Annotated in this window: 25 protein-coding genes; all 25 read right to left on the reverse strand. The window is 30.2% G+C overall.

Going from position 1 to position 26,522, the window contains the following annotated elements; genetic code table 11:
* Positions 1-163: 163 nt before the first annotated feature.
* A complete protein-coding gene (locus tag WAO74_RS11980) occupies positions 164-496 on the reverse strand; it encodes a GIY-YIG nuclease family protein (protein WP_422162428.1) in 333 nt (110 codons plus the stop codon).
* A gap of 856 nt (positions 497-1,352) precedes the next feature.
* Entirely contained in the window at positions 1,353-3,659 is a 2,307-nt protein-coding gene (locus tag WAO74_RS11985) for a GumC family protein (RefSeq protein WP_422162430.1), read from the reverse strand.
* 89 nt (positions 3,660-3,748) lie between these two features.
* Entirely contained in the window at positions 3,749-4,528 is a 780-nt protein-coding gene (locus WAO74_RS11990) for a polysaccharide biosynthesis/export family protein (RefSeq protein WP_422162432.1), read from the reverse strand.
* Positions 4,529-4,570: 42 nt separating this feature from the next.
* On the reverse strand, positions 4,571-6,460 hold the full coding sequence (locus WAO74_RS11995) for a polysaccharide biosynthesis protein (RefSeq protein WP_422162434.1): 1,890 nt from the start codon (positions 6,458-6,460) through the stop codon (positions 4,571-4,573).
* 92 nt (positions 6,461-6,552) lie between these two features.
* A complete protein-coding gene (locus WAO74_RS12000) occupies positions 6,553-7,503 on the reverse strand; it encodes an MraY family glycosyltransferase (RefSeq protein ID WP_422162436.1) in 951 nt (316 codons plus the stop codon).
* A 7-nt stretch (positions 7,504-7,510) separates the two neighbouring features.
* Positions 7,511-8,395 carry an NAD-dependent epimerase/dehydratase family protein gene (locus tag WAO74_RS12005; protein WP_422162438.1) on the reverse strand — a complete coding sequence of 295 codons (885 nt, stop codon included), beginning with the start codon at positions 8,393-8,395 and terminating at the stop codon, positions 7,511-7,513.
* Positions 8,392-9,138: a glycosyltransferase family 2 protein gene (locus WAO74_RS12010; RefSeq protein WP_422162440.1), complete on the reverse strand. Its 747-nt coding sequence runs from the start codon at positions 9,136-9,138 to the stop codon at positions 8,392-8,394. Before WAO74_RS12010 ends, WAO74_RS12005 begins: the two co-directional genes overlap by 4 nt.
* Positions 9,139-9,144: 6 nt before the next feature.
* Positions 9,145-9,882 carry a glycosyltransferase family 4 protein gene (locus WAO74_RS12015; protein WP_422162442.1) on the reverse strand — a complete coding sequence of 246 codons (738 nt, stop codon included), beginning with the start codon at positions 9,880-9,882 and terminating at the stop codon, positions 9,145-9,147.
* Positions 9,883-10,252: 370 nt separating this feature from the next.
* The gene (locus WAO74_RS12020; RefSeq protein ID WP_422162444.1) at positions 10,253-11,782 is read right to left on the reverse strand and encodes a hypothetical protein; all 1,530 of its coding nucleotides are present in this window, start codon (positions 11,780-11,782) and stop codon (positions 10,253-10,255) included.
* Between the two features lie 21 nt (positions 11,783-11,803).
* Positions 11,804-12,841: a Gfo/Idh/MocA family protein gene (locus tag WAO74_RS12025; RefSeq protein ID WP_422162446.1), complete on the reverse strand. Its 1,038-nt coding sequence runs from the start codon at positions 12,839-12,841 to the stop codon at positions 11,804-11,806.
* Between the two features lie 4 nt (positions 12,842-12,845).
* Positions 12,846-13,850: an NAD(P)-dependent oxidoreductase gene (locus tag WAO74_RS12030; RefSeq protein WP_422162448.1), complete on the reverse strand. Its 1,005-nt coding sequence runs from the start codon at positions 13,848-13,850 to the stop codon at positions 12,846-12,848.
* Positions 13,847-15,139 (reverse strand): glycoside hydrolase family 88 protein, encoded by a 1,293-nt coding sequence (locus WAO74_RS12035; protein ID WP_422162450.1) that lies wholly within the window; start codon positions 15,137-15,139, stop codon positions 13,847-13,849. The genes WAO74_RS12030 and WAO74_RS12035 overlap by 4 nt, the downstream gene beginning before the upstream one ends.
* Before the next feature lie 89 nt (positions 15,140-15,228).
* Complete coding sequence (locus WAO74_RS12040; protein ID WP_422162452.1) at positions 15,229-16,128, reverse strand: glycosyltransferase family 2 protein; 900 nt, start codon at positions 16,126-16,128, stop codon at positions 15,229-15,231.
* Between the two features lie 52 nt (positions 16,129-16,180).
* The gene (locus tag WAO74_RS12045; protein ID WP_422162453.1) at positions 16,181-17,392 is read right to left on the reverse strand and encodes an O-antigen polymerase; all 1,212 of its coding nucleotides are present in this window, start codon (positions 17,390-17,392) and stop codon (positions 16,181-16,183) included.
* Positions 17,393-17,411: 19 nt separating this feature from the next.
* Positions 17,412-18,365 (reverse strand): glycosyltransferase family 2 protein, encoded by a 954-nt coding sequence (locus WAO74_RS12050; RefSeq protein ID WP_422162455.1) that lies wholly within the window; start codon positions 18,363-18,365, stop codon positions 17,412-17,414.
* Between the two features lies 1 nt (position 18,366).
* The gene (locus WAO74_RS12055; protein ID WP_422162456.1) at positions 18,367-19,830 is read right to left on the reverse strand and encodes a lipopolysaccharide biosynthesis protein; all 1,464 of its coding nucleotides are present in this window, start codon (positions 19,828-19,830) and stop codon (positions 18,367-18,369) included.
* 2 nt (positions 19,831-19,832) lie between these two features.
* Positions 19,833-20,933: a DegT/DnrJ/EryC1/StrS family aminotransferase gene (locus tag WAO74_RS12060; protein WP_422162457.1), complete on the reverse strand. Its 1,101-nt coding sequence runs from the start codon at positions 20,931-20,933 to the stop codon at positions 19,833-19,835.
* A 10-nt stretch (positions 20,934-20,943) separates the two neighbouring features.
* Positions 20,944-21,609: a hypothetical protein gene (locus WAO74_RS12065; protein ID WP_422162459.1), complete on the reverse strand. Its 666-nt coding sequence runs from the start codon at positions 21,607-21,609 to the stop codon at positions 20,944-20,946.
* Positions 21,602-22,492: an HpcH/HpaI aldolase/citrate lyase family protein gene (locus WAO74_RS12070; RefSeq protein ID WP_422162461.1), complete on the reverse strand. Its 891-nt coding sequence runs from the start codon at positions 22,490-22,492 to the stop codon at positions 21,602-21,604. Before WAO74_RS12070 ends, WAO74_RS12065 begins: the two co-directional genes overlap by 8 nt.
* Positions 22,485-22,946: a MaoC family dehydratase gene (locus WAO74_RS12075; RefSeq protein WP_422162462.1), complete on the reverse strand. Its 462-nt coding sequence runs from the start codon at positions 22,944-22,946 to the stop codon at positions 22,485-22,487. Before WAO74_RS12075 ends, WAO74_RS12070 begins: the two co-directional genes overlap by 8 nt.
* Positions 22,943-23,755: an aldolase/citrate lyase family protein gene (locus tag WAO74_RS12080; protein WP_422162464.1), complete on the reverse strand. Its 813-nt coding sequence runs from the start codon at positions 23,753-23,755 to the stop codon at positions 22,943-22,945. Before WAO74_RS12080 ends, WAO74_RS12075 begins: the two co-directional genes overlap by 4 nt.
* Positions 23,752-24,174, reverse strand: coding sequence for a sugar 3,4-ketoisomerase (locus WAO74_RS12085; protein WP_422162465.1), 423 nt, complete (start codon positions 24,172-24,174; stop codon positions 23,752-23,754). Before WAO74_RS12085 ends, WAO74_RS12080 begins: the two co-directional genes overlap by 4 nt.
* Positions 24,161-24,571: a sugar 3,4-ketoisomerase gene (locus tag WAO74_RS12090; protein WP_422162466.1), complete on the reverse strand. Its 411-nt coding sequence runs from the start codon at positions 24,569-24,571 to the stop codon at positions 24,161-24,163. The genes WAO74_RS12085 and WAO74_RS12090 overlap by 14 nt, the downstream gene beginning before the upstream one ends.
* Positions 24,571-25,434 carry a glucose-1-phosphate thymidylyltransferase RfbA gene (gene rfbA / locus WAO74_RS12095; protein ID WP_422162468.1) on the reverse strand — a complete coding sequence of 288 codons (864 nt, stop codon included), beginning with the start codon at positions 25,432-25,434 and terminating at the stop codon, positions 24,571-24,573. Before rfbA ends, WAO74_RS12090 begins: the two co-directional genes overlap by 1 nt.
* Positions 25,431-26,486, reverse strand: coding sequence for a dTDP-glucose 4,6-dehydratase (rfbB, locus tag WAO74_RS12100; protein WP_422162470.1), 1,056 nt, complete (start codon positions 26,484-26,486; stop codon positions 25,431-25,433). The genes rfbA and rfbB overlap by 4 nt, the downstream gene beginning before the upstream one ends.
* Positions 26,487-26,522: the final 36 nt, after the last annotated feature.

Below are 26,522 nucleotides of genomic sequence, written 5' to 3' on the forward strand. Positions count from 1 at the left end.
AATGGGGATGACTAGTGAATGGGGATGGCAAAGTGTGTGGGGGTTCAGTTTGTCATTCCGACGTTAGGAGGAATCTCTGTTGAAGGTGGGATCCCTCGTCGTGCCTCGCTCGGGATGACAAAGTGGGTCGGGATGACAAGTGAATGGGGAAAGAATAATATATTCAAACGTTTAGAAGAAAATGATGATCTAGAAACTCAAAGGGCTCATTTTTTGAGCGTATCAAATTTATTTTCTTTTCTCTACGCCATCCTTTTAATTCTTTCTCTCTCGCAATTGCGTTTTGTATCCAAGTAAATTTCTCATAATAAACCAAATGCTGTAATTTGTATTTGCCTACAAATGTTGCTGCACTGTTGGCAACACTTTCTTTATGTTGTTGTAATCTAATTGTCATGTTATTCGTCACTCCAATATAAAATGTGGTTCTATTTTTATTTGTAAGTATGTAAACGTAATATGTGTATATGCCTAAATTTTCGTTAAAGGGTATCATTTTAATTATTGGAATTTTTTAATTTGGATATGCAGTGCAATTTAGGGAATTTCAATATTCGGCTCATAGCTTTTTTTAATCGGTTTGCCATTACCGATTATAGTTTGTCATTCCGACGACAGGAGGAATCTCTGTTGAAGGTGAGATCCCTCGTCGTACCTCCTTTCCCGAATCAAGTTCTGGACAGGCTGCATTGACAAAATTGGCCGGCGCTGTGAGATCCTTCCTCGTTCCTCGTCAGGATGACAAATTGGGTGGGAATAACAAGTTTATGGGATCCAAAATGAACGGGGTTCGATTTGGCGTTCTTACCCGCTGTTTGTCATTTCGAAATGAGCGACGCAGGAGGGATTGTGAAATCTAAAGGTAGTTTGTTGGGGGTTCTTGTTTATGCAGAGAATTTGGTAACTCTATTGCACGTGGGATCCCTCGTCGTGCCTTCTTCGGGATGACAAAGTAATGTGGGTTCGGTTTGTTGTTTCGAAATGAGCGACGCAGGAGCGATTGAGAAATCTAAAGGGAGTTTGCTGGGGGTAAGATCCCTCGTCGTGCCTCCTTCGGGATGATAAGGGAATGGGGGCTCGGTTTGTCATTTCGAAATGAGCGACGCAGGAGCGATTGAGAAATCTAAAGGTAGTTTGTTGGGGGTAAGATCCCTCGTCGTGCCTCACTTCCCGAATCAAGTTCGGGACAGGCTGCAATGAAAAAGTGTGTTTGGATTTTGAGATCCTTCCTCGTTCCTCGTCAGGATGACAAAATGAGTGGGGATGACAAGGGAGTGGTGATGACAGAATATGTACAACAACGCTTACTCTTTAAACAAAAAAAAAGGAAGCACATTGCTTCCTTTTGTGTATTAATTTAATATACGCTTATACCACGGTTTTTTAACTACATCTATATAGTTGTTTCCATAACCATAACCATAACCATAGCCATAACCATAGCCATAACCTCTTTTCATGTCTGTATCATTTAATACAATGGCCATATTAGGTAACTTCTTTTCTTTGTATAAATTTTGAGCTACATTCAACATTCTTTTGTCTAAATAGTTTGCACGCGTCACGTATAAAAACATATCGGCATATTTAGAAACTAAAAGGGTATCTGTTACCAAATTCACAGGGGCTGTATCTACGATCACAAAATCATAGTCTTTTTTAACGGCTTCAAACAATTCTTTAATTCTGTTATTCAAAAGCAATTCTGAGGGGTTTGGCGGAATCACACCTGAAGCGATGATGTCTAAACCCTTTATCTCAGGAATGGAAAATTTAATGTCTTTTAAGGCTAATTTAGCATCTGTGATATAATTGGTGATTCCTTTTCTTTCCGGGATTCCCAAATACTCTGTTACTTTTGGCGCCCTTAAATCCATCCCCATTAAGAGTACTTTTTTATTCGATAAAGACAAGGCTGCCGCTAAATTAATGGAGATAAAAGATTTTCCTTCTCCACTTGTAGTAGAGGTTAAAAAAATCGTTTTGCCTGCAGTATCCTCCGATTTTGGCAGCATAAAATCTAAATTGGTTCTAATTAGTCGAAAGGCCTCTGCTGTACTTGTTCTTGAATCGTTGCCAATCACAATTTTGTCATCGGTTTCAGAATGCGGTACATCGCCTAGAAAAGGGATACTTGTGAAGTCTTCAATGTCTTTTCTAGAATGCACTTTGGTGTCTAATAAATTTTTGATATAGATTATTATAAAAGGGATTAGTACTCCCAACAGCAAAGCTGCTACATAAATGATGTTCTTTTTTGGTGACACAGGTATCCCATTGCTATAGGCAAAATCTATAATTTTTGCATTCGGCACGGTTACGGCTAAGGAAATGGCTGTTTCTTCTTTTTTTGTTAATAGATAGGAATACAATTCAGAATAAATTTCTTTTTGACGTTCAATGTCAATCATTCCCCTTTCTATTAAAGGGATGGTACTTATTTTAGTATTAACCTTCCTTGCCTCTTGCTCTAATTGACTCAGTTGAATCTCTAATGATTTTTTTAAGTTTGCCAAACTGGATAACAAGTTTTTATTGAGTGTAGACAATTCTCTCTGTATTTGAATCAGTTGTGGATTCAAAACACCCGCTGTTACTAGCAATTTATTTTTCAATAAAACCAACTCATTATAGCTTCCAATAGAAGTGGTAATTGAAGCATCCTGAAAACCTAAATTAGTGGGCAATACATCATTATCAGCCACTTCTTTTGTAAGTTTTTGTTGAATCCAATTCGCGAGACTCAATTGACTTCTTAGTGCTACAATTTGCTGATTGTTCTGAGATACTTCTTCTAAGGCTAACTCCCCTTCTGTGGATAAACCTGTAATCCCAAACTTTGTTTTGTAATCTTTCACATCGTCTTGTGCCAAAGCTAAAAAGCCACCCACAGTTTCCAAACGCTCTTCAATAAATAGTTTGGTTTTTTCAGACACTAAGTTTTTATCCTGTATCGCATCTAAATTGTATTGTTTGACCAATTCATCTAAAATATCTTGAGCTTTTTCCTTTACATTAGACGTTAGACTTAACCTTAAGACGCTGGAATTTTTATCCACAGGACTAATTGAGATTGCATCGATGAGGCCATCAATCAATTTATTCCGATTTTTGATCGATACAATCACGTCCAAAGGAAATTCAGGTTCCTTTTCCCAATTGTTTTGTATTTTGAAAGTCCCTAAATTCGATTTTTGAAATGTATTCAAAGCTGCTTTTAAAATCGACTCATTTTCTATACTTTTTAGTTCTGCTTGCTCCGTATTTAACACAGAAATCATAAAAGTAGTATCTTTTGAAATGTATAATGGATTTCTATCTGTGATTTCAAAAATGAATGGCTTTGGTTCATAAACTTCAGTAATCTTAATTCTTCCTTCTTGAAAATAGGAAACGACTAAATCCAAAGAATCCACCACCTGCCCAATGATCTTTCTCGATTTTAAAATTTCAATTTCATTTTCAGGATTGTTGGCAGAACCTCCTCCAATGATCCCTAAATCTTCAAAAGCCGCTAGTTCAGCAGAAATCCCTGACTTTTGATTGTCTTTGATCATAATGGAGGCCGTGGCAGTATAACTTGGTGTTGCATAGCGCAAGTATGTAAAAGCGATACTTACAGCAACCATTACAGTGACTACAAACCACTTCCAATACATAAGATACTTTTCGACTTCTTCCCTAATATTTATAGTCTCAGTTTCCATAGTCTGATGTGAAAAGTTTTTTTCGTTACTTTCTTGCATTTTTATCTAGTTAAAAGAGAGATGGCAGTTAAAAGTGATATAATAACCCCAGAAATAGAAATAATTAAACTTGTATTTGAATTGGCCGAAGCCGATTGAATTTTCGCATAATTGGGTTCTACATACACCACATCATTTTGTTGCAGATAATATACTGGGGAAGTAAAGATTTCTTTAGACAATAAATCGACTTGATACTGTACTTTTTTACCTTCCTCCTCACGATGCACCATCACATTATTGCGTTGACCAGAAAGATTCAAATCCCCTGCCAAACCAATGGCCTCTAGAATGGTAATTCTTTCATTCGGTATGGGGTAACTTCCAGGTCTAGCCACATCGCCTAAAACCGTCACCTTATAATTGGCGATACGTACATTTATATTTGGATTTAAAATATAATCCGGTTCTAACTTTTCCTTTAAAAAATCAATCAGTTCGTCTCTCGTCAAACCGCCAATTTTCAGTTTACCCAAAACTGGAAAATCAATTTCGCCATTGGTATCTACTAAATAGGTTTGTTGCTGTGCTACCCCTATTGCAGAATTGGAAGAAGTAGAATAAGTAACCGCTGCTAAATTAAAAGGTCTCACTGCCTCTACATCCAGCGCCGTAATTGTAATCTGTAAAACATCATCTGGCTTGATGATGGTTTTATAACTATTAGAAACTTTAGATTGGTCTATTTCATCATTCTGAAAGTAAATGATATCCTTTTTAGATACACAGGATGCAAAAAACAACAGGATTGTAATAATTTGAAATTTAAATATTTTTTTCATCTTAAAATTTTTGCGAAAATAATCATTTCAGGTGGGAAGAACCTAATTATTATCTAATTTTTCGAATTCAGAGTTGTTCGAAATATACTCTGGTACTATTTCTTTAATCATGCTCACAATTTCAGAATTGGAAAGTACGCTTTTCTTTACCAATAATTGGTTAATAATCGAGTTAACTAATGCCTCATTTACGGGCTGTGTTTTCGCAATCATTATTTTTTCATGGTAGGTTTTAATGGTGTTCTCTCCTTTTGCCAACAATTCTTCATACAATTTTTCTCCTGGCCGCAAACCTGTAATTTCAATATCGATATCTTCTGGATATTTTAACCCTGATAAGGAGATCATTCTTTTTGCCATATCGTAAATCCTCACAGACTTTCCCATATCAAAAATATAAATTTCACCTCCATTGCCCATCGTGCCTGCTTCTAAAACCAATCGACAGGCTTCTGGAATGGTCATAAAGTAACGCGTAATGTCTTTGTGTGTTACTGTTAAAGGGCCTCCATACTCAATTTGTCTTTTAAATAAGGGTATTACAGAACCATTAGAACCCAAAACATTTCCAAAACGAGTGGTGGTAAATTTTGTCTTTTTCTGTTTTTTACTAATGCAGCTAATGTACATTTCAGCAACTCTTTTGGTGGCGCCCATTACATTGGTAGGATTCACAGCTTTATCCGTAGAAACCATCACAAAACGCTCTACTTTGTGTTTTATTGCCAAATCCGCTATTTTTTTGGTTCCCAAAATATTTATTTTGATGGCTTCGTAAGGACTCTCTTCCATTAGAGGAACATGCTTATAGGCTGCCGCGTGAAAAACTTTATGAGGCTTGTACTTTTCAAAAATCTGCTCCATTCTTTTTTTATCGCGAACATCAGAGACCAAAGCCGAAAAATTTCTTTTCCCTTCTTGATGCAATTCCTGTTGCAAATCATAGAGCGCTGATTCTGCTTGATCAATCAACACCAAATGCCTAAGATTGTAAGTTGCTAATTGTCTTGAAATTTCGCTACCAATAGAACCCGCTGCTCCTGTAACTAAAACAACTTTATCCTCTACTTCTTTCTTTACAATAGGGTTGTTGATTAAGATTTGCCTTCTATCTAATAAATCATCGATATTTATTTGTTTGATTTGATTGGCTTGTAAATTCCCATCGATCCAAGTCACTAAAGGTGGTACGATTTTTATTTCAATGCCTAAAGACAAAATATAATCCGTTATTTCTAACAATCGTGAAGGTCTAATTTTTTGTGTAGAAATGATGACTTCGTGTACATCGTATTTCTCGATAAAATTTTGATCAATTTTAATGAGGTCATAAATTTTAATACGATCTATCTTTTTATTTATTTTATTCGGGTCATCATCAATAAAACCCAAAACATCATAATTGTACTTTTTATCTCTATTTAAAGCTCCATAGGTAATAATTCCTGCTTCTCCTGCTCCATAAATCAAAACATTTTTAATGGTATTTAATTCTGTAGAAAGCACATCATAAAACGCTTTGAAAATATACCTACTAATAATGAGTATAAAAACAGCGACAAAATAATGGATTACGATAATGGATATCGGAATTGTATAAGAACTGAGTTTGAATAATTGATTAATAATAACTAGAGTAGCAATTAATAATGTATAAATGGTGATTCCTAAAAAAACATTGAACGCATCTTTGGTTCCTGTATGTCTTACAATGCCTTTGTAAGAACCCACCATTAAAAAGCTAACTAAAGCAATGGTAATGATGAATGGAATTTGTACAAAAAATTGTTCCGTATTAAAATTGAAAGTGATGTTAAAACGAATGATATAGGCTAATAAAAATGAAAAACAGACCAAAAAAACATCAATCATTAACACCAACCATCTCGAGGCATATTTATTTAAGGTTTTTAAAAAAAAACTTCTTAGCATCTTATTTCCAATTTAGGGCTAATTTACAATAAAATATTCATATTCACCTTCTCTATTATTGATTGGTAATATACAAAAGGAAAAGAAAAAAATTACTTTTTAAGTTTTCTAAATAATAAAACATAGAGTCCTGTAAAAAAAATGCTCAAACTTAAAAAAATAATCATTTGGGTTTTAATAGGTAGATGGTACGATTTAAAAACAATAACATTTATAACTATTTGTAAAACAGCATAACTTAAAGAAACTTTTAAATGTCCTATTTTTTTTACATGTACTAATTTTTGATAAATATGAAGTCTGTGAGGCGCTAATACACTTTCTTTGGTAAATAACAATCTATAGAGAAGCGTATAAGCGGCATCTGCGCCATAAACAATTACGGTTGCTGCAATTAATGGTGATTCTAATGTGTAGGTAAAATACAATCCTATAAAAAATATGAGCATTCCAATAGCGATGCTTCCTATATCACCCGCAAACAACAATGCTTTTTTTCTAAAATTATAAAACCCAAAAACGATTAAAGAAATTAAGGCATAGACGATTAAATCTGAATCAATTAAATGCTCATTTGCATTGATCCCATAAAGGCCTAATAAAACTGAAATGGAATACAAACCTGTAATGCCATTGATGCCATCCATAAAATTGAACATGTTTATAAGACCCACACCAAAAATTAACGCAAAACCAAAGATATACATTGGTATAAATGGCAAACCAATTTGATATAAAACCAAAAAAACGGCTAACAACTGAAATGGAAATCTAATTTTTGAACTTAACGTATAGATATCATCCAAAAAACTTACCAAAGAAATTAAGATCACACCCATCGTAAAATAAGGATATTCAAAATTATTTAGTACCGAAAATAGTAACATCGCAATCGAAAAAATGATGCCACCACCCCTTACAGTAATTTTAGAATGAGAGCTTCGCTCATTGGGTTTATCAATAATTTTAAACTTAATAGCCAGTTTTAAATATATGTAGGAACTGATACTCAATAGCGTTAAAATAAGTAGATGTTTTTCCATAAATAAATTAAATATCGGTTAAACCATTTATAGGTTTAAACTTAATTTGTTGTAATATTTTCTTATTTGAAAATGTTAGTGTATTGGTTAATTTTTCAAATTTACTCGAATTAAAAGGAAAAAAAGGAATACTATCACCAACTTTTGCAATCCATTTGAGTAATGATTTAGGTAATTTTTTTATTTTTTTGTTGTATTTCTTAGCTATCACAGTATCTATTTGAGCAATCGTAGGATGTGTGCAGTCTGTATAATTATAAATACCATGTATGTTTAATAATTCTGGAATTACTTTAGCTACATCCACAGCAGAAATAATAGATCTTTTCGCCTCTCCTACTCCAATTCTAAAATAATACCCTTTTTGAATTGCATTAATCATACTTTGTAAATTACCAACAGGATTTTGTCCTGTTATCAAAGGCAATCTTAAAATAACCACTTTACAATTATTAGTTTTCCCAAACTCTACAACCAATTTTTCAGCTTGTATTTTACTCAACGCATAAGGAGTATTTCCTAACAACCCTTCATTTTCATCAATCAACTGCCCTGTTTCCTTTCCATAAACAGCCACCGTACTTATAAAAATAAATGATTTTATATTGGTAGTAGCAATTGATTGCAAAACATTTTTACTGCCCTGGGTATTTACTTTAAAAAACTCTTCTTTTTCCTTTTCAGTTTTGGGGATGCTATGCGCTTTCCCTGCAACATGAATTACCGCTTCAATATTTGCAGCAGAAAAAATATCTTTTGAAATGTCGCAAACAATGTCTGAGTCTTTAGACCTGCCTAATTTTATGATTTCATAGCCAACCGACTCTAAATAATCTTTAATATAAGCACCTAAAAAACCTGAATGACCTGTTACTAATATTTTTTTTATCATTTTTTAAATTGAAATAATTTAGGAATGATGCGAAATAAAGGATATAAGAATGGAATGACTTTTACTTCGTTTTTTTTAAAAGCTCGGATACACTCCAAATTCTGCTTGTAAATATTTTTAAAACTTTTATTCGTTTCACCACCCAATCGCATTTTTACTAAGGGCTCTTTTAAATATTGTGTACTAATTTGATATTTGTCCAAAAAGCGAAGCATAATTTCAAAATCTGCTGCCAATTTAAAACTCAAATCGAATAAACCATATTGATCATAAATACTTTTCTTAATATAAAAAGTAGGGTGGGCAGGGTGCCAACCATATTTGAATGGCCTTTGCTTACCTGTAACCCATCCTCTAACAATTTTATCAGTATCTGATTGAGAAACATAATATAAATCAGCATAGACAGAATCTAATGTGGGATTTGCCTCAAATATATTCATTACTTTTTCAATAGCTTTATTATCACAAAATAGGTCATCTGAATTTATCAACCCAATAACGTCTCCTGACGCCATGGCAATCCCTTTGTTCATGGCATCATATAAACCCTTGTCTGGTTCTGATATTAATTCAGTAATAACATCACTATATTTTTTGGCTATATTCAATGTATTATCTATTGACCCACCATCAACTAAAATATATTCAATGTCTTTATATTTTTGATTAGCTACTGACTTAAAGGTGGTTTCTATAGTAGCTTCACTATTAAAAGAAACGGTTATTATGGAGATTTTCATTAAATGTTATGCTTCTTGTATTATTTTATTGATACTATCATTAAACTTTTTGGGATTATATTTTTCCTTAGCTTCCAAATGGTTAGAAATCATAATCTTTTTTAGCTCTTCATGGTTATCTAGATAAAGTAAGGTTGCATCGATTAATTCATTCACAGATTTGGTTGTAACCAATGACCCATTTGTTTGATTAATAACATCACCTAAATAGTTATGTTTCGTTGTAATTATTAAATTTCCAAAATACATAGCTTCAACAATGGTTAAAGGAAATGCTTCTGTTTTATAAAATGTTGGCAATATAAATATAGAACTTTCTTTTAATAATTCTTCCTTTTGTTTTCCTTTAACAACTCCCATATAAAAAAAACGATTTGGATAAAGCTTTTTAAGATTATCAGATTTTAATTTAAATTCTAAAAATACCTCTTCGGTTGTCATATGACTATCAGCCATTGGTGCACCAGCAACTTTAACAATAACACCTTCCTTTAGTTTTAAAAGCTCTTCAGCAAAATCCATAAAAAATAAAATACCTTTAGAATAAATCAAGTTAGATAGATATAATATTTGTTTTTTCTTATTAGAATAATCAATTTTAACATTTTCAAAATCGCTTGTATAGCAATTTTCCACCACTTGAATTTTTGTGCTTTTAAACTCTGAAAATTGACTTTTCATAGCAGGTAACAAAACAATATTAATATTAATCTGATTATAAGACCACAAAATAATTTTTCTCAAAAAACCAGAATTCTTATAAAAATCTTTAAAATCTGCACCATGAAGATGATTTACTATTTTTTTATTAAATATTTTTGATAAAATTATAAGTTGAAAATCTTTTAAAAAGCCTAATTTACTTCGAGAACAAGTAAAATATACTTTATCAAATCTTTTAAAAATAAAAACAAGGGGTAAAAATAAAATACAATAAAATGAGTTTAAAAACTTGTTGTTTTTAAAAATAGTAGTATCAAATAAAATTTTATTACCTTTAAAATTCTTATAAACCTGTCTAAAAGATATAGATTGACCAGTAAATGGGGTTGGATATGGACCAAAAAACAATACTGTGCTTTTCTTCATTCTTTAAATTTTAATTACTGAGGTTTTAGCTAATAGTTAATACCCAATCTTTAGCAGTTGACTTTTTACTTTGGTAAATACTACACCAGCCATATTGGGTTTTAATTTTAATATTATTTTGTAACAACATTGGCTCATTATTAACTTGTAAATTAATTATAGGATTCTTTAAAGAATTTTCTAAAATTGGTAAATTTAACATAACGTTTTGTTGTTTAATATTGTTAAATTTAATTACCAAACCTTCTTCTTGAGTAGAAACTTTAAAATCTACCATTATTGGTATTATAGTAATGTAATTTTTATATTTAATATTTGGTAATAACTTATGTATAATTCTATTTTTTGTCCAGTTTTTATTAGTTTCTACTTGCAATAAGCCAAAATAGTTTCTTAGAACAACATTACCATCTGTATAATTATTACCAAAAAGACCTTGCCAAGGCCCTATAGTCCCTTTAAATATAGTACCATAATCTTTTACCCAAATTGCAGAAATAATTGGCCCTGTCTCTGCAATATATTTTTTCCGTCCGTTAAAAGTAGCTACAAAATAATTAGGCGTTTGGTAAATTGTAACACCTGTATCTCTTTCTGCACTCTTTTTAGGCTGTATTGGATTTTTATTTTTGTCTTTTATTGCTAATACTAACCAGAATAAAAAATGTGATATGTAAACAGAACTATAATGATAATCCCACCAAAGATGTTTTTCTACCCCTTTGCTATCGTTTAACATAATATTGTTATTTTCTAACATTATAGGTACTTTATCTGCAAGAAAATTAGTAGCTTCGATTAATTCGTTTTTACTATTAGAAGTAGATAATAGATATAACCACATACCCCAAGCAAAAATTTGATTGGTACCTCTGCCTTGATAATTGATGTCTCCATCTGGCGCTACGTTTTGTAGTAAAAAACCTACTTCTTTAGATAAGTTGATAGTTTCTCCTCTACAATTTAAAAATTGAAGCACTGCAACTGTAGCTAAATCGTACTGAAGGTTAAAACTTGTTCCTTTTGGTAAAACATCTTCTATACCACCATCTTTATTGGTAGCTTGTTTAATTTTCACCCTACATTCTTCACTTATTTTTAGATATTTTACATTCTGGGTCCATTCATACCTTTTTACATTTACAAACCAACGCATTGGTAACCAATTGATAGTATTATGGTTGCTGTCTACTGTATTGCAAATTTTTATTTTAATTTCTTCACATAGTTTAGTATCGATATTTTTTAAGAAATCGTAAGCTATACATAGGGCAAAATTATTAAAATCGTTATGAAACCCAAAGAGTGTTTTACTAATATTCCATCTTTTTAAAATGCTACTAAGTAATGTTTTTCCTTTATCTAATAAAACGTCGTCATTTCTTAAATCACCTAATATTATAAATGAACATGCTGCATGAGTTGCACCATAATGAGCAGAAATTTCTTGTTTATCAATAGGATCTTTTAACTTTAACATTCCATCATCATCAACCTTTACCCAACTTTCACAAGTTTTCAATGTTAGATTTATTAATTCTTCAATTTTATCCATTTGCAATTTATTACTGGTTTTTTATTTAGATATTAATTGATCTATCACAGTTAAGGTATCTAACGTTTCATTGAGAGGTACTAACTGGCTTTCCTTTTTTAAATCTTTTAAACAACGGGTTACTTCATCTACTTCAAATTCAAAACCTTGGTACACATACCTACTTGCATACTCTTCAATTTTATTCCCAAAAGCATCAAACAGGGTAATTTTGTGGGTTCTATTGAATTGCGAATCCCATTCTATTGAACCTTTTTCTCCAATAAGAGCTGCTTTACTTTGAGATGAAAAATTAGAAGAAATATTTATAAAAGCATTTACATTTTTATTTTTAGTAGAGATTTGCCAATCTGAATCTACACCTAAAGTAGAAATACGTTTAGAAAAGTTAAGAGTTTCTGGCACACCTTTTAAAAAAGTAGTCATAAAAGAGATGGCATAAATTCCGTAATCTAATAAGACACCACCTCCTTCTTTAGAATTATAGATAGTACTTTCTGGATTTTTATGCTCATTCTTATAGAAATCTGCTTTTATCAATTCTAAATTTCCAATTTTTTCTTCATTAATCCATTCAAAAGCTTTTTGAAAGGTTGGCAAACATTTCATCCACATGGCTTCCATTAAAAAACAATTATTTTGTTTAGCTATTTCTATTAAGTCATTAAATTGTTTTGAGTTGGTGGTAATTGGCTTTTCACATATCACATTTTTACCAGCCAGTAAACATGTTTTAAGAATCTCATAATGTAAAATAACAGGTGTTGCAATATAAATAATATCTAAGTGAATCTCAGAATCATGAATCATTTCTTCATAACTACCATACGTCTTACATTTTCCATGACGGTTTGCAAAAGCTGTAGCTTTTAGCAACGATCTAGAAGCTACTGCATGTACAATAGCATTTTTATTACCATCTATGGTAGATGCTAATACTTCTGCCATATTTCCTAATCCGATAATCCCCCATTTTATTGGAGATGAATTTTTCTTTATTTTTATAATACCCTTAGCTATTAATATTTTTTTTGCTTTAAATTTAATTTTTTCTAACATATTTTTATGTTTGTTTCTGTATCTCTTTAATTGATACCTCACAAAGATCTACTTTTCCTGCGATGGTATTAGTATAAGCATGCAACATATAGGCTATCATTCTGTTATTTTCATCAGATAAACTGCCAGCAATATGCGGCGTCAAAAAAATATTTTTTGTTCTTAGAAGCTTAGACCAAGGTCTTACAGGCTCTTTGTGAGTAACATCTAAAAGTGCGCATGCATATGGATTTTTTTGCATAATTTTCACCAAATCTTTCTCCACAACTTGTGCTCCTCTACCTGTATTTATAAATGTAACATTTTCTTTCATAAGAGAAAGAAGTTTGGCATTAATAATTCCTTTTGTTTCATTAATATTTGGCAGATGGTTTGTAATTACATCACTTTTTGCAAAAAGATCTGCTAAGTATGTTTTTTTTACTCCTAATTCTTTAATTCGATCATCTGAAAGATAAGGATCATAAACTAAAACATCTAAGTGATAAGGTTTTAAAAGACGAACCACTCTTGAACCAATAGCTCCACAACCAATGATTCCTATTTTAGCATTATAATTTCCTTTTTTCTGATAAGAATAACCACGCGCTTTTTTAAAACTATACCTCCAGAAAGGCTTTTTATATGTTTTCTGTGCTTGAAAATAACCTTTGTTTGCCAATAAAATTTGAGCTGTTACAAATTCTGCAACTGGAATGGCATTTGCCAAAGCTGCAGAAAAAATTTTGACTCCTTGTTTAAAAAAAGGAACTGCAAAATACTTTGTGGTTCCTGCTGCGTAAAAAACCGCTTTTAATGATGGTAAGTATTTCTTTAATTCGTTTTCCGTAAAAGTTGGCATGTACCAAGTAGAAAAAATAAAAGAGGTATCTTTAAAAAGACTAGGAGTAGCAACAATATCTTTTTTAATAAAATTTTTTACAGATATAAAATCTAAATTCATAGATTGTAATGAATTCTTTAATTTAGAACCATCTTCTGCAATTGTAGTTAAAATAATTATTTTCATTCTTCTTCTTTAAGCAAGTAATACAATTCTATAGCATACGCAGAACTGTAAACAAAAGCTGTTTTGGTATAAAAGCTATGTACAACTGCACCTTCCATACAAAATGAAAAAATGCCTCCTTTACTAATTCCTTGATTTGCGGTATGTTTTAAACACCAATTTAACGCTTTTTGGGCACTCAAAACAACTTTATCATTTTTTTGAACACCATTCCAATCTAATATATTTTTGGCAATAACTGCAATTCCTTTGCAATCTTCACCCAACAAAGGCTTTGGAAAATTATAAGACCACCCACCATTTTTTAACTGTTTGTTAATAATATTATTTACAGTTACATCAATTACTTGTTTAATTTTGTCTTTTTTTAATACTTTATATGCAGGAATTAAACCCTCTAAAGCCCAAGCTTGTCCGCGCGCAAACATACCTCCAATCTGTTGGTTTTGTTTATTTATACTTGTAGAAAAGCCTTTTTTAGTTGCATCAAAGAATAACTTAATAAACTGATTTACAAATTTTTCTAAAAATATCTTATATTTTATTTTATGGGTAATGGTATATAAATTAGCAAATAAGGTTGCTGTAAAACCTGTATCTACAATAATATGCTCTTTTACCCATATTTGATGTTTCGTATCAAAACCAGTCCAAACCAAACCATCTGGTCTTGCCGTTTCAATAATCCAATCTGCGCATCTTTTGGCTGCATCTAAATATTTTTTTTCATTGGTAACTTTATAGACTTCAATTAATGCATTATTTGCAATATATGCAGAATCATTGGGTGCTAAAGTAGGTATTGCTCCTTCTGGTTTATAGTCATTTCGAACAATCCACCCTCCACATTCTAGTTGTTGATGTAGAAGCAAATCACAAATTTGCAATGCTTTTTCTTTATTTCCTTGTTTACAATACATTCTAACAAGAGCAGCATTTGTCCAAATCCAACTAGGTAATGCCCACTCTTGGATATTGTCAGCAATATAGGCAGTATAAAATAGGCCTTCATTTTTATAGCCTTCAGGTATTTTAGAAGCATCTATAAAAGATTCCCACTTTTTTATAGCTTCAGTAACTTCTACACCAAGTTTTAAATTTGATTCTTTTTTTTTAGTATATGAATCTTTTAGGTGTAAGTTCGAATTGATTGCGACTATATTTTCAACAGGAAAAAGTTTTTTTTTATCAATATTAGTAGGTTTTTCTATAATTATATCATTAATGTAAGAACCATTAATTTCAATTTCCTGGCTTGCTGAGAAATCACCAAGATTTATATTCACCATTCGAAAATTTGGTTTCGATTTTTTTTGAAGCAAAATCTTCGCCAACCTATGAATATTACAGTAAATTTTGTAAAAATATTCTACATTCATTATTTTATAAAATTAAGTATTGTAAATATAATTTTCCTGTAAGTATTTCTAAAAGACATAGAACCGTACTCTTTAGCTTTTGAGTAATACTTGCTTGAAATTACAAATTCTTTTGTTTTTAGAGCATGTTCTGCAATAGAAATATAATGGCTATGATATATATATTTTTGCTTACTATGATCTAGTTCATTAATAATTGAATTAAATTTATGTAAAAACTGTTCTTTAATATCAATCATTTTATAAACGTTTGGAAGATTAAGGTTTTCATTATTCTTAATGACAAGAACTTCTGGTATAGCTTTTAAATCATATCTTTCAAATAATCTTACTAAAAATTCATAGTCTTGATGTCTCAAAAATTTTTCGTCAAAGCCCTTAAGTTCTTCAATAACACTTTTCCTTACAAAAATATTAGAGCCTGTTGAGAACATAAACTTACCTGCCAAAGTTTGAGTTATAAAATTACCTTGCTTAACATTCTTATGAATATGATATTTTTTTTCATTTCTTCTAAACTCACAACCTGTATAAACTCCTGCTATTTCTTTAGAAGAATTTTCCATTTTTTTAAAACACTTCTCTATTCTGTGTTTAAAATATTCATCATCACTATCTAAAAAGGAAATATACTTTCCTGTTGCTAATGCAATTCCCGTATTTCTAGCGGCTGCACCATTTTTATTTTCAGAATGTTTTATATATATTATTTTTTTGTTTTGATTATTATATTTACTTATAATTTTTTCTGTTAAGCTTCTGGCTTCTGTATTCGGATTATTATCATCTACCACAATCAACTCTATTTCTTGTAGAGTTTGATTGAGCACACTTGATATGGCTTTTTTTAAAAATATTGGATTGCCAAATGTGGGAATAATAACCGATACTTTTATCATAAACTACTATTTCTTTAATATTCAGTTTAACAATTAATTTTCATTTTTTATCTTAAATTGATTTTACTACTGACTTATAACCAAATCTTAAAATAAGCATCGTAAAAGGATAAGATTGCATATAAAAATGATTACTAAAAAACATTTCTGCAACAGCTAAGGCAAAAATTATATATGTTGCAATATCAAAAGGCGAATCAGATATTAAAAATCTGGAATACACTTTTTTAACAAAAAAACCTATTATTATTGGAGATAATACTGATAACCAATAACCAAAATCTTTATAGCCAACTGTGACAAAAGTAAACGTATTAAATGATGAATAAGGTTCTAATTCATAAGATTTTTCCAGATTAAGTTCTTTATCAAGGTTAAGATAGCCTAAAAAAGGTTTCAACACCCACAAACCATATGTACGAGTGTTCTGAGATTCCGTAACATATTGCAAATTTGCCCAAGCAGTTGTAATATACATATAAGGAAGAAAAAGGGCAGAATCGTAATTCCACTCTACACCTTGACTATAATAATAAGAAAGACCTTCTTCAGCATCATATTTCCCTCGATCTTTGTTTGCAAAGGAAAAAGAAAACACTAAAAAAACAATCCCGAGTATTGCAAATATTTTTATCCAAACACCTTGTTTCTTTGATTGCATATGAAATTTCTCAAACGAAATAAAGAAGGTAATTAAATAAAGTAGCACTTGCATCTTAGATAAATTAATTGAAGTAACAAGTAATATATAAGCCGCAACTAAAATTAACATTTTTTTCTCTTTTGTTTTAATAGAGCAAACAATTGCAGGAATAGCAAAAAGCCATAAAATTGAATTTAAAGCAGGAATTACTGACCCCATCAATGCCAAAACAAATAAAACCAATGCATTAATTTTCAAAAACAAATTTGAATTTTTTTTTTCATTAAGTATATTTTTATTTATTTTGACGCTAGATGTAAACATAAATGTTACAATAAAAGCTACCATATTTATAATAGCCAATAGATATGTATCATGTGTTAAATCTAACATATAAGAGTCTGCAACATTAAAATATACTAATAAAGATAACGGAGTTGGTGAAAATAAATAATATGGATTAAGAAATTTCTTTTCTGATTTCCCTAGTAATATTAAAGATAAAAAAATTATAAAAATAGAAATCTTGTCTATAAATATAGATTCAAATACTATAGATATAGTAACAGATACAAATAATGCAACTAGTACTTTTCTTTCTTTTGAAGATTTAATTTCCATTAATATAATTTCTTTTTAATTACCATTGTAAAGGTTTCTTATGTGGTATTCTTCTTAAAAGTGAAAAAATAAATTTTCTAAACTTAATATCTCTAAGACCTATCTTAGGATCATAACTTTTAATATAGAATTTTAAAAAATTTAAAAAAGATTTAAATGATTTTTGTTTCATCATTACTTTAGTTGCTGCATTAAACTTTGGTAATTCCCTATCATATTTATCCATCTTTATGCCAATTTGCATAAAAAAACTAAAAGCATATTTCATAGTATTATTGTATTCATCGAAAGTTTTATCGTTACTGTTAGAACTAACACCAATATTTGTATGATAAATATTCCCGACAAAAGGTAAATAGTACGTTTTCTCACTAAATATATGTAATTGAGCATCCTGAGCATTCTCTGCTATCAAAGACCTACCTTGACTTACATTAACAAATTTCTTTAAAATATTTTTATTGTAACACGTTGCTCTATTATTTATCATTCCTCTTTCATAGAGCTTTAAAGGATTTAATTTACTAAGAATTGCTTTGTTTTTAAAAACATAAGAATCGTTATTTGGATAGATACAACGAGAGTCTCCATAAATACAAAATAATTCATTTTTATAATCAATATTATTTTCGCTTATAAATTCCACCACCTTTTTAAACCATCCTGGACCCACTTCATCATCTCCAGATAAGTTATAGCATATATCACCTTTTAAAGGTAACTTCAAACGTTTTTCAACATTCTTCATGATACCTATATTTTTTTCATTTCTAATAGGTTTAATCAAATCTGGGTACTTAAGAGCATATTGTTGTATTACCTTCCAATTATTATCTGTAGAACAATCATCTAAAATAATAACCTCAAACACATAGTCTTTTTGACTAATAATAGAGTCTAGAGCTCTACCTATAAATTTCTCTTGATTATATGTAATAATTCGTACCGAAATACGTGGGATATCTTTAAGCATACTACTTTTTCTTTATAAAAATTTCTTTAATTAGAATAAATGATGAAGTATTAAGTGTAAAATGGAACAGTAAATATATAAAAGCAAAAACAAATAAATTAATTGTTAAATATAAAAAAGTATTCAATACTATATATTTAGACAGTATAAAAATAGCTATCAAAACAAAAACACTTAAAAAAAAATTTAACAACAAATCTTTAATTTGAAGCCATAGCTTATATCCTATTTTAGCATGCACGAATGTGGCTAGAATTAAAAAATTTAAAAATGAATTTAAAACAATTAAGGTAAGTAAAATTGATAAACTATAATTTAAACCAATTATTAAAAGTACAAATCCTATTAAAATTGAGATTACTTGCGCTAAGAAAAGCACCTTAGAATATCCCAAAGATTTTAACACGCTTCTATTGGCATGGATTAATGCATTCACAAAACCACCTACACATAGTATTTGAAATATTTTTACCGAGGGCAACCACCTATCAGAAAATAATAAGACAATAATTGGTTCTGCAAACAAAATAAGAAAAAATAAAATTGGAAAAATAAAAAAAGAAATTAGCAATACTGTTTTTCTCATAGTTTCAATAACTCTTTGGTTATCATTTTGAAATTTAGAAAAGAAAGGAAACATTACTTGACCTACCACTAAAGAAAGTGTATTAATTGGTATTTGTCTTAATGAATTAGCCTGGGTATAATAGCCTAAGTCTTTTACTGAATATTTTTTACCTAATAATAAAGTAACAATGTTGCTATACACAAAATCTAACAAATAGGTTAGGCTCACATACCCTCCAAAATTAAATAGTTGCCAAAAAGATTTTTTATTAAAACTAAAACTTACAGAGACTCTAATAAAATACTTATATAAAATAACTAAAAATATTTGTAGGGCAATGTTTTTTATAATAAGACTCCAAACACCATAGCCCATATAAGCAAATGAAATACCAAAACCTAAACTAAGAAATGAGGAAACCATATTTATTGTAGCTAAATCCTTAAAACGTAAATCTCTATTTAAAATAGAAAATTCAACAACATATAGTGCTCTCAATAATATTGTCAAAACCTGTACCCTAAGATAAAGATCAAAACCTTCTACACCAACAAAATCGGCAATAAAAGGTGCTGTTATAAATATGATAGTAAATAAGAGTAAAGAAAAAAAGACGTTAGTTGTAAAAACTGTTGAAATATCTTGCTTTGAGATATTCTTTTTTTGAATTAATGCACTACCTAAACCTGCGTCTACTAAAGTGTCTGCTAAACTTGAAAAAACAACTATAAGACCTATGATTCCAAAATCTTCTGGAAACAAAAGTCGGGCAAGTATAATATTTGAGATAAAACTTATTGCAATTCCTCCTATTCTTTGCACAAAACTCCACAAAGCGGCAACAATAGGAGAGGATATAGTTTTAGAAGCCATTACTCCATTTTTTTTTAATTTCAATATTACTTGAAAGAGTTAACTGCTTCTACAATTATATCTAACTCATTATTATTAATTGTAGGGCCTATTGGCAAGCTTACAACTTCATCATGTATTAACGATGCAATAGGTAAATCTAAATTAGCAAACGCTTTATAGGCATTTTGTTTATAAGGTGGAACTGGATAATGAACTAAGGTTTGAATACCTTTTTCTAACAAATATTTTTGTAACCTTTCTCTTTGTTGTGTTCTAATCACAAATAAATGCCAAACATGTTGTTCTTCATCTAAAACTTTTGGTAGAATAATATTTGGATTCTTAATATTTTTTAAATAGAAATTAGCAACATACCTTCTGCCACTAATATCATTTTTAATATATTTTAATTTTACACTTAAAAAAGCCGCTTGTATTTCATCTAATCTAGAATTTAATCCTTGATATTCGTGCTCATATTTAACGTGTGACCCGTAATTACGTAAAGCTTTAATTACTTTTATTAATTCTTTATTGTTAGAAGTTACTGCACCTGCATCACCCAATGCTCCTAAATTTTTACCTGGATAAAAACTATGACCAGTCGCATCACCAATATTACCAGAACTTTTACCGTTCCACATTGCGTTATGAGATTGTGCACCATCTTCCACTAACTTTAGATTGTGTTCTTTACAAATATCAATCATTTTTTGATCTATCGAGATTTGACCATATAAATGAACCGTAAGAACTGCTTTTGTTTTAGGAGTTATAGATTTTTCAATTAATGAACTGTCTAAGTTATAAGTTTCTAAATTTGGCTCTACAAAAACAGGTACTAACCCATTGTCTGAAATTGCCAAAACGGAAGCTATGTATGTATTAGAAGGTACAATAACTTCATCACCAATCTGCATTACTCCCATTTCTAGATATGCCTTAAAAATTAATCTCAAAGCATCTAAACCATTTGCAACCCCTAAAGCATAGGAAGCACCACAAAATTTAGCATAATTATCCTCAAATTTTTCTAACTCTTCACCTAATAAATACCACCCAGAATCGATAACTCTGCTGGCAGCTTCTTTTAATTCTTGCTCATATTGAGCATTTGTTTTTTGTAAATCTAAAAACTTTATCATAAATAAGTATTTAATCTAATCTAACTTTTTTAATATATTTAGCAGGAACTCCAACATGAATCTCCATATCTGGTATATCTTTTGTAACTAAACTACTTGCACCAGCAATTGAGTAATTACCTAAAGATACTTTCTCTAAAACTCTTGCTCCTAAGGTTACATCTGAAACCTTACCAATATTTACATACGAACTAACAATAGCACCTACAGAGAAATGACAGAGCATACCTACTTTTGTATCATGACCTATTATGGAATTTGCCATCATTAAAGTACATTGCCCAATATGAGCTTTTGGTCCAACATAACAATTAGACATAATAAAAACACCAGGTTCTAAGGTTGCATTATCCGAGATAAAAGCTGTTTCATGTACTATAGTAGCGTACCTTTCTTTAGGAATATTTATTTTTAAAAAAACCTCTTCACTTTTCACATTTCTTCCAATCATATGAATGGCATACATAAAGTAATAGTCTTCTTTTAAAAGTTTTTCAATATCATTAGTACCTCCAAGTACTGGGTAATTATTTACCCTTCCACCAATTTCAAAATCATTAATAAAACCCGCTACTTCGTATTCTAAATTGTTAAATCTTTTTCTATTATCTTCTATACAGGCAGCAATAACACCTCCGTTACCTTCACCACCGATAATAACAACTTTTTTAGACATTTTTTCTCAAAATTAAATTATTAAATTCCAATATTTTTTTGGCAAATTTAACCATTGGAGGACCAATAAATTTACCATTCATGATTGCAACACCTTGGTCATTAGCTTCAGCTAATTCAGATAATTCTAACATTTTTTTACTATCTTCAACTTGTTTTTCACTTGGAGAAAAATATTGATGTACTAACGGTATTTCTTTCGGGTTTAAAACTAACATACCTTCGAAACCTAGCATCTTTGAAATCTTTAAATTCATTTCTAAATGCTCTAAATCATGTACTTTAATGTGAACAGTATCTATTGGTACCACTTTAGCGGCTCTAGCTGCCATTGCAATCATATTTCTAGGTACTGTCAGGCTTTCTTCATCATTATCATGAATACCTCCTAAATCTGTAATATAATCTTCGCAACCAAAAGCTATACCAACTACTCTTGGTGATGCATTTGCTATTTCTTGAGCATTTAAAACGGCAGCAGCAGTTTCAATTAAGGGAATTAGTTTAAAGGTTCCTATTTCAAAACCTTTTTCGTATTCTATGGTTTCTAATAATTTATCAATAAAATAAACATCTTCTCTTTTGGCAGATTTAGGATACATAAATCCATCCACACCTTTGACTGTTAATTGTATTAAATCCTTTAATAATTCTCCACTTTCTCTATCATTTATTCTTGGAAAAACATGGAATTTACTATACGATTCACTTTCAATTTTTTCCAAAATTAAATTTCTAGCAATTTGTTTATTACTATTTGGCTGCACAGAATCTTCTATATCTAATAGCAGCACATCTGCATCTGTTGTAGATGCTTTTTCTAATAATTTAGTGTTGTGTCCTGGCACAAACATTAAACTTCTTAATAAGAATTCTTTACTCATTTTCTTTTTTTATTAAAACTTTACGTTTAAAGGATAAAACATCTACATTATTCTGATTTCTTGCAATTGTTTCTACATATACAATTCCTCTATTTTTTTTTGAAGTTTCCCACTTATCTATAATTGTTGTTTTACAGTATATGGTATCGTTAATAAAAACTGGGGCAAGATGTTTTACTTCTTCGTAACCTAAATTTGCAATGGCATGCCCACTAATGTCCGGTACTGTCATTCCAACTACTATACTTAAAACTAATGTTCCAACCACTAAAACTTTACCGTGCTGATGTACCTTCTCACAAAAATCTAAATTAGTATGTACAGGGTGATGGTTCATAGTCAATAGACTAAACAAATTATTATCACTTTCAAAAATTGTTTTAGAAAGTTCATGTTGTATCACCTCTCCAACCACAAAAAACTCATAAAAATTACCTAAATTACTTGCTTTCATCTATCATCATATCTTAATATTTCTAAAATTCTTTTTATGTGAGGTCTTTCTAAAATTCTTCCCTCAAAATTTACAGCTTCTATTTCGTCTGAAAGATTTGGATATTTTTTAATAACTTTTCTAGCAAACAAAGTCTCATCATTATTAAAAAAAGAAATCTCGTCAAGTAACTCTAACTGAGAAGGGTGTAAAATCATTTTTGCCCTATACCCCATATTAAAACCTGATAAAACCTCTTCTTTGAACTCTAAATTATTCTTAATTTCCATTGAAGCAATATCAATTGGTTTTATATGATAAGCTTTAGCTTTAATTAATAATGTTTGTCTAAAATATTTTAAATCTTCAACATTATATTTCATTCCTAGATCACTTACAAAATCATGACTTCCTAAAACTAATCCTTTTATATTTATCTTTTTAAAAGTTAATAATTTATCTACATTGTTAAAAGCTTTTGCACTTTCGATTAGCAATATAAATTCACATTTTTTTATTCCTTTTATTTCTGAGATTGCCTTTAGGTGGCTTCTATTAAAAATTTTAGGGATTATTATTTTTTTAATTCCTAAATCAATTAAATTTTTAATTAAGTTTAAATCTAAATCATTATTGGTATTAAATAGAGTTGGTCTTGCCCAAAAATTTTCAATATTTTTAATATTAGTAATATTTTTTAAAGCAACACTTAAATTGGATGATTTAATTGAATCTTCGAAGTCTAAAATAAAATTACTAGCATTTATTTCAGGTAATTTATTTATAAATCTAATTTTATCTGCAGGGATAAAGAAAAAAGTTTCTATCATTCTCCTCTGTATTTTAAAAAATCATTGTAATTTCTGATATAATCTTTCTCATTATAAACCTGTGACCCTAAAACCATAGTTATAGATCCCGATGAGAAATTAAATAACTCTCTCCATAGACCTGGCACAATATGAAGTGCCATATATGGTCTATTCAATGTTACTCTTCTTTTATTAACTGCATCATCTAAAATCACATCAAAACTTCCACTTGCTGCAATTATATATTGTTCTAATTCATAATGTGCATGCCCCCCTCTAGACTCACCTCCAGGAACATCATACAAATAATAAATTCTTTTAACATCAAAAGGTAAATTTACGTCATTCTCAACGACAGTAATGTTACCTGCTTTGTTATGAATTTTAGAAATATCAATTATTGAACAATCAAAAACTGTGTTTTTATTTATTAGCATTTTTAATTGTTTTAAAGTCTTTAAAATCTCTAATATAATCCGATGGGCTATAAGCGACAGACGAAACGATTAAAGCTAACGCATTTGTTGAAAAATTCTCTAAACTACGCCATAATAGTTTTGGTACATATAAACCGTAATAAGACCTATTAAGATTAATTCTCTTTTCAGAAACACCATTATGTAATACAACATCAAAACTACCTGATAAAGCTATTATAAATTCTTGTGACTCTTTAAAAGCATGTCCTCCTCTAACTTGTCCTCCAGGAACATCATATATCCAATAAGATCTTTTAATTTTAAAAGGAATTTGATTTTCATTTTCGAAAAAACTTAAATTACCCCTTGGATCTATAATCTTTGGAAGATTAATTAATCTTACACCTTCCATCATTATTCTGAAATTATTTTTTTAATGTATTCTCCATAGCCACTTTTTCCGTACTTTTCAGCTGCAAATAGTGCTTGTTCTTTATTAATAAAACCATGCAAATAGGCTATTTCTTCTAAACAAGCTATTTTTTTATCTGTCCTTTTTTCTAACACCCTTACAAACTCTGTTGCTGAATCCATGGAATCTACTGTCCCAGTATCTAACCAAGCCATTCCTCTGGTCATTAAGCCTACTTCTAACTGACCCTGATCTAAATACATTTGATTTAAAGTGGTAATCTCCTTTTCTCCTCTAGCTGATGGTTTCACTTTTTTTGCGAACTCCACAACTTTATTATCATAAAAATAGAGACCTGGCACTGCAAAAGAAGATTTGGGTTTTTTTGGCTTCTCTTCAATACTTACTACTTTTTTATTTTTATCAAATTCAACAACACCATATCGTTCTGGATCATTAACTGGATAAGCAAATACTGAAGCTCCTTCAATATTTGTCTTACTTCTTAACAAGGCTCCAAAACCACTTCCGTAAAAAACATTATCCCCTAAAACAAGTGCCACTTTATCTTTTCCAATAAAATCTTCTCCAATAATAAATGCTTCTGCTAACCCATTTGGTTCTGGTTGAATAGCATATTCAAAGTTACAACCTACTTGAGAACCATCTCCCAAAAGTTTTACAAATGCTTCTTGATCATGTGGAGTAGTTATAATTAAAATCTCTCTAATTCCTGCTAACATTAAAACAGATAAGGGGTAATAAATCATTGGCTTATCGTAAACAGGTAAAAGTTGCTTACTTACCGCTATTGTTAACGGATATAGTCTAGTTCCTGAACCTCCAGCTAAAATTATTCCTTTCATGACGTTAAGTTGTATTGTTTATTATAATAATTTTGATACTCTCCGTTGATGATATTGTTTAACCAAACTTGGTTCTTTAAATACCAATCAATTGTTTTTGATAATCCTTCTTCAAAAGTTACAGATGGTTTCCACCCTAATTCTTTATTTATTTTAGTAGCATCTATGGCATAACGCAAATCATGGCCTGGTCTATCCTTTACATACGTTATTAACTCTTCACTTTCCCCTTTTTCTCTTTCTAATTTTTCATCCATTTGCGAGCATAATAATTTTATCAAATCTATATTCTGCCATTCATTAAACCCTCCAATATTATAGGTCTGCTTATTCTTCCCCTTATGAAAAACCAAATCTATGGCACTTGCATGATCATTAACAAATAACCAATCACGTGTATATTTTCCATCTCCATATACTGGTAATGATTTGTTATTAATAATATTATTAATAAATAATGGTATCAATTTTTCTGGAAATTGATTCGCTCCGTAATTATTAGAGCAATTACTAATTACAAATGGCATGCCGTAGGTTTCTCCATAAGATCTTACAAAATGATCTGAACTTGCTTTTGAAGCGGAATAAGGAGAATTAGGATCATAAGAAGTCGTTTCGGTAAAAAGGCCAGTTTCCCCTAAAGTTCCATACACTTCATCTGTACTTACATGATAGAACAACTTGTTACTCCAATTGTCTTGCCATAACTTTTTAAAAGCATTTAACAAAATCATTGTCCCCAAAATATTTGTTTTAGCAAACGCTAATGGATCTGAAATAGATCTATCTACGTGAGATTCTGCTGCAAGATGAATTACAGCATCAAATTGATGTTTTTGAAAAAAGTCTTCAATAAATGACTCGTTTGTAATGTCTCCTTTTATAAAATGATAATTAGGTTTAGACTCTAAATCTGTAATGTTCTCTAAATTCCCAGCATAAGTCAAAGCATCTAAATTATAAATTTCATAATCAGAATATTTATTGACAAACAATCTTACAACATGCGACCCAATAAAACCTGCACCACCAGTAATTAATACTTTATTCATTTTTAAATTCTTTCTTTTATTGTCTTATTACTTTAA

Source organism: Polaribacter sp. (assembly GCF_049276715.1).
Lineage (GTDB): Bacteria > Bacteroidota > Bacteroidia > Flavobacteriales > Flavobacteriaceae > Polaribacter.

What these genes read in the sequence shown, in the direction of transcription:
- WAO74_RS11980 (WP_422162428.1), bottom strand. Translation starts at nt 496, where the DNA reads ATGATACCCTTTAACGAAAATTTAGGCATATACACATATTACGTTTAC.
- WAO74_RS11985 (WP_422162430.1), bottom strand. Translation starts at nt 3,659, where the DNA reads ATGTATTGGAAGTGGTTTGTAGTCACTGTAATGGTTGCTGTAAGTATC.
- WAO74_RS11990 (WP_422162432.1), bottom strand. Translation starts at nt 4,528, where the DNA reads ATGAAAAAAATATTTAAATTTCAAATTATTACAATCCTGTTGTTTTTT.
- WAO74_RS11995 (WP_422162434.1), bottom strand. Translation starts at nt 6,460, where the DNA reads ATGCTAAGAAGTTTTTTTTTAAAAACCTTAAATAAATATGCCTCGAGA.
- WAO74_RS12000 (WP_422162436.1), bottom strand. Translation starts at nt 7,503, where the DNA reads ATGGAAAAACATCTACTTATTTTAACGCTATTGAGTATCAGTTCCTAC.
- WAO74_RS12005 (WP_422162438.1), bottom strand. Translation starts at nt 8,395, where the DNA reads ATGATAAAAAAAATATTAGTAACAGGTCATTCAGGTTTTTTAGGTGCT.
- WAO74_RS12010 (WP_422162440.1), bottom strand. Translation starts at nt 9,138, where the DNA reads ATGAAAATCTCCATAATAACCGTTTCTTTTAATAGTGAAGCTACTATA.
- WAO74_RS12020 (WP_422162444.1), bottom strand. Translation starts at nt 11,782, where the DNA reads ATGGATAAAATTGAAGAATTAATAAATCTAACATTGAAAACTTGTGAA.
- WAO74_RS12025 (WP_422162446.1), bottom strand. Translation starts at nt 12,841, where the DNA reads ATGTTAGAAAAAATTAAATTTAAAGCAAAAAAAATATTAATAGCTAAG.
- WAO74_RS12030 (WP_422162448.1), bottom strand. Translation starts at nt 13,850, where the DNA reads ATGAAAATAATTATTTTAACTACAATTGCAGAAGATGGTTCTAAATTA.
- WAO74_RS12035 (WP_422162450.1), bottom strand. Translation starts at nt 15,139, where the DNA reads ATGGTGAATATAAATCTTGGTGATTTCTCAGCAAGCCAGGAAATTGAA.
- WAO74_RS12040 (WP_422162452.1), bottom strand. Translation starts at nt 16,128, where the DNA reads ATGATAAAAGTATCGGTTATTATTCCCACATTTGGCAATCCAATATTT.
- WAO74_RS12045 (WP_422162453.1), bottom strand. Translation starts at nt 17,392, where the DNA reads ATGGAAATTAAATCTTCAAAAGAAAGAAAAGTACTAGTTGCATTATTT.
- WAO74_RS12050 (WP_422162455.1), bottom strand. Translation starts at nt 18,365, where the DNA reads ATGCTTAAAGATATCCCACGTATTTCGGTACGAATTATTACATATAAT.
- WAO74_RS12060 (WP_422162457.1), bottom strand. Translation starts at nt 20,933, where the DNA reads ATGATAAAGTTTTTAGATTTACAAAAAACAAATGCTCAATATGAGCAA.
- WAO74_RS12065 (WP_422162459.1), bottom strand. Translation starts at nt 21,609, where the DNA reads ATGTCTAAAAAAGTTGTTATTATCGGTGGTGAAGGTAACGGAGGTGTT.
- WAO74_RS12070 (WP_422162461.1), bottom strand. Translation starts at nt 22,492, where the DNA reads ATGAGTAAAGAATTCTTATTAAGAAGTTTAATGTTTGTGCCAGGACAC.
- WAO74_RS12075 (WP_422162462.1), bottom strand. Translation starts at nt 22,946, where the DNA reads ATGAAAGCAAGTAATTTAGGTAATTTTTATGAGTTTTTTGTGGTTGGA.
- WAO74_RS12080 (WP_422162464.1), bottom strand. Translation starts at nt 23,755, where the DNA reads ATGATAGAAACTTTTTTCTTTATCCCTGCAGATAAAATTAGATTTATA.
- WAO74_RS12085 (WP_422162465.1), bottom strand. Translation starts at nt 24,174, where the DNA reads ATGCTAATAAATAAAAACACAGTTTTTGATTGTTCAATAATTGATATT.
- WAO74_RS12090 (WP_422162466.1), bottom strand. Translation starts at nt 24,571, where the DNA reads ATGATGGAAGGTGTAAGATTAATTAATCTTCCAAAGATTATAGATCCA.
- rfbA (WP_422162468.1), bottom strand. Translation starts at nt 25,434, where the DNA reads ATGAAAGGAATAATTTTAGCTGGAGGTTCAGGAACTAGACTATATCCG.
- rfbB (WP_422162470.1), bottom strand. Translation starts at nt 26,486, where the DNA reads ATGAATAAAGTATTAATTACTGGTGGTGCAGGTTTTATTGGGTCGCAT.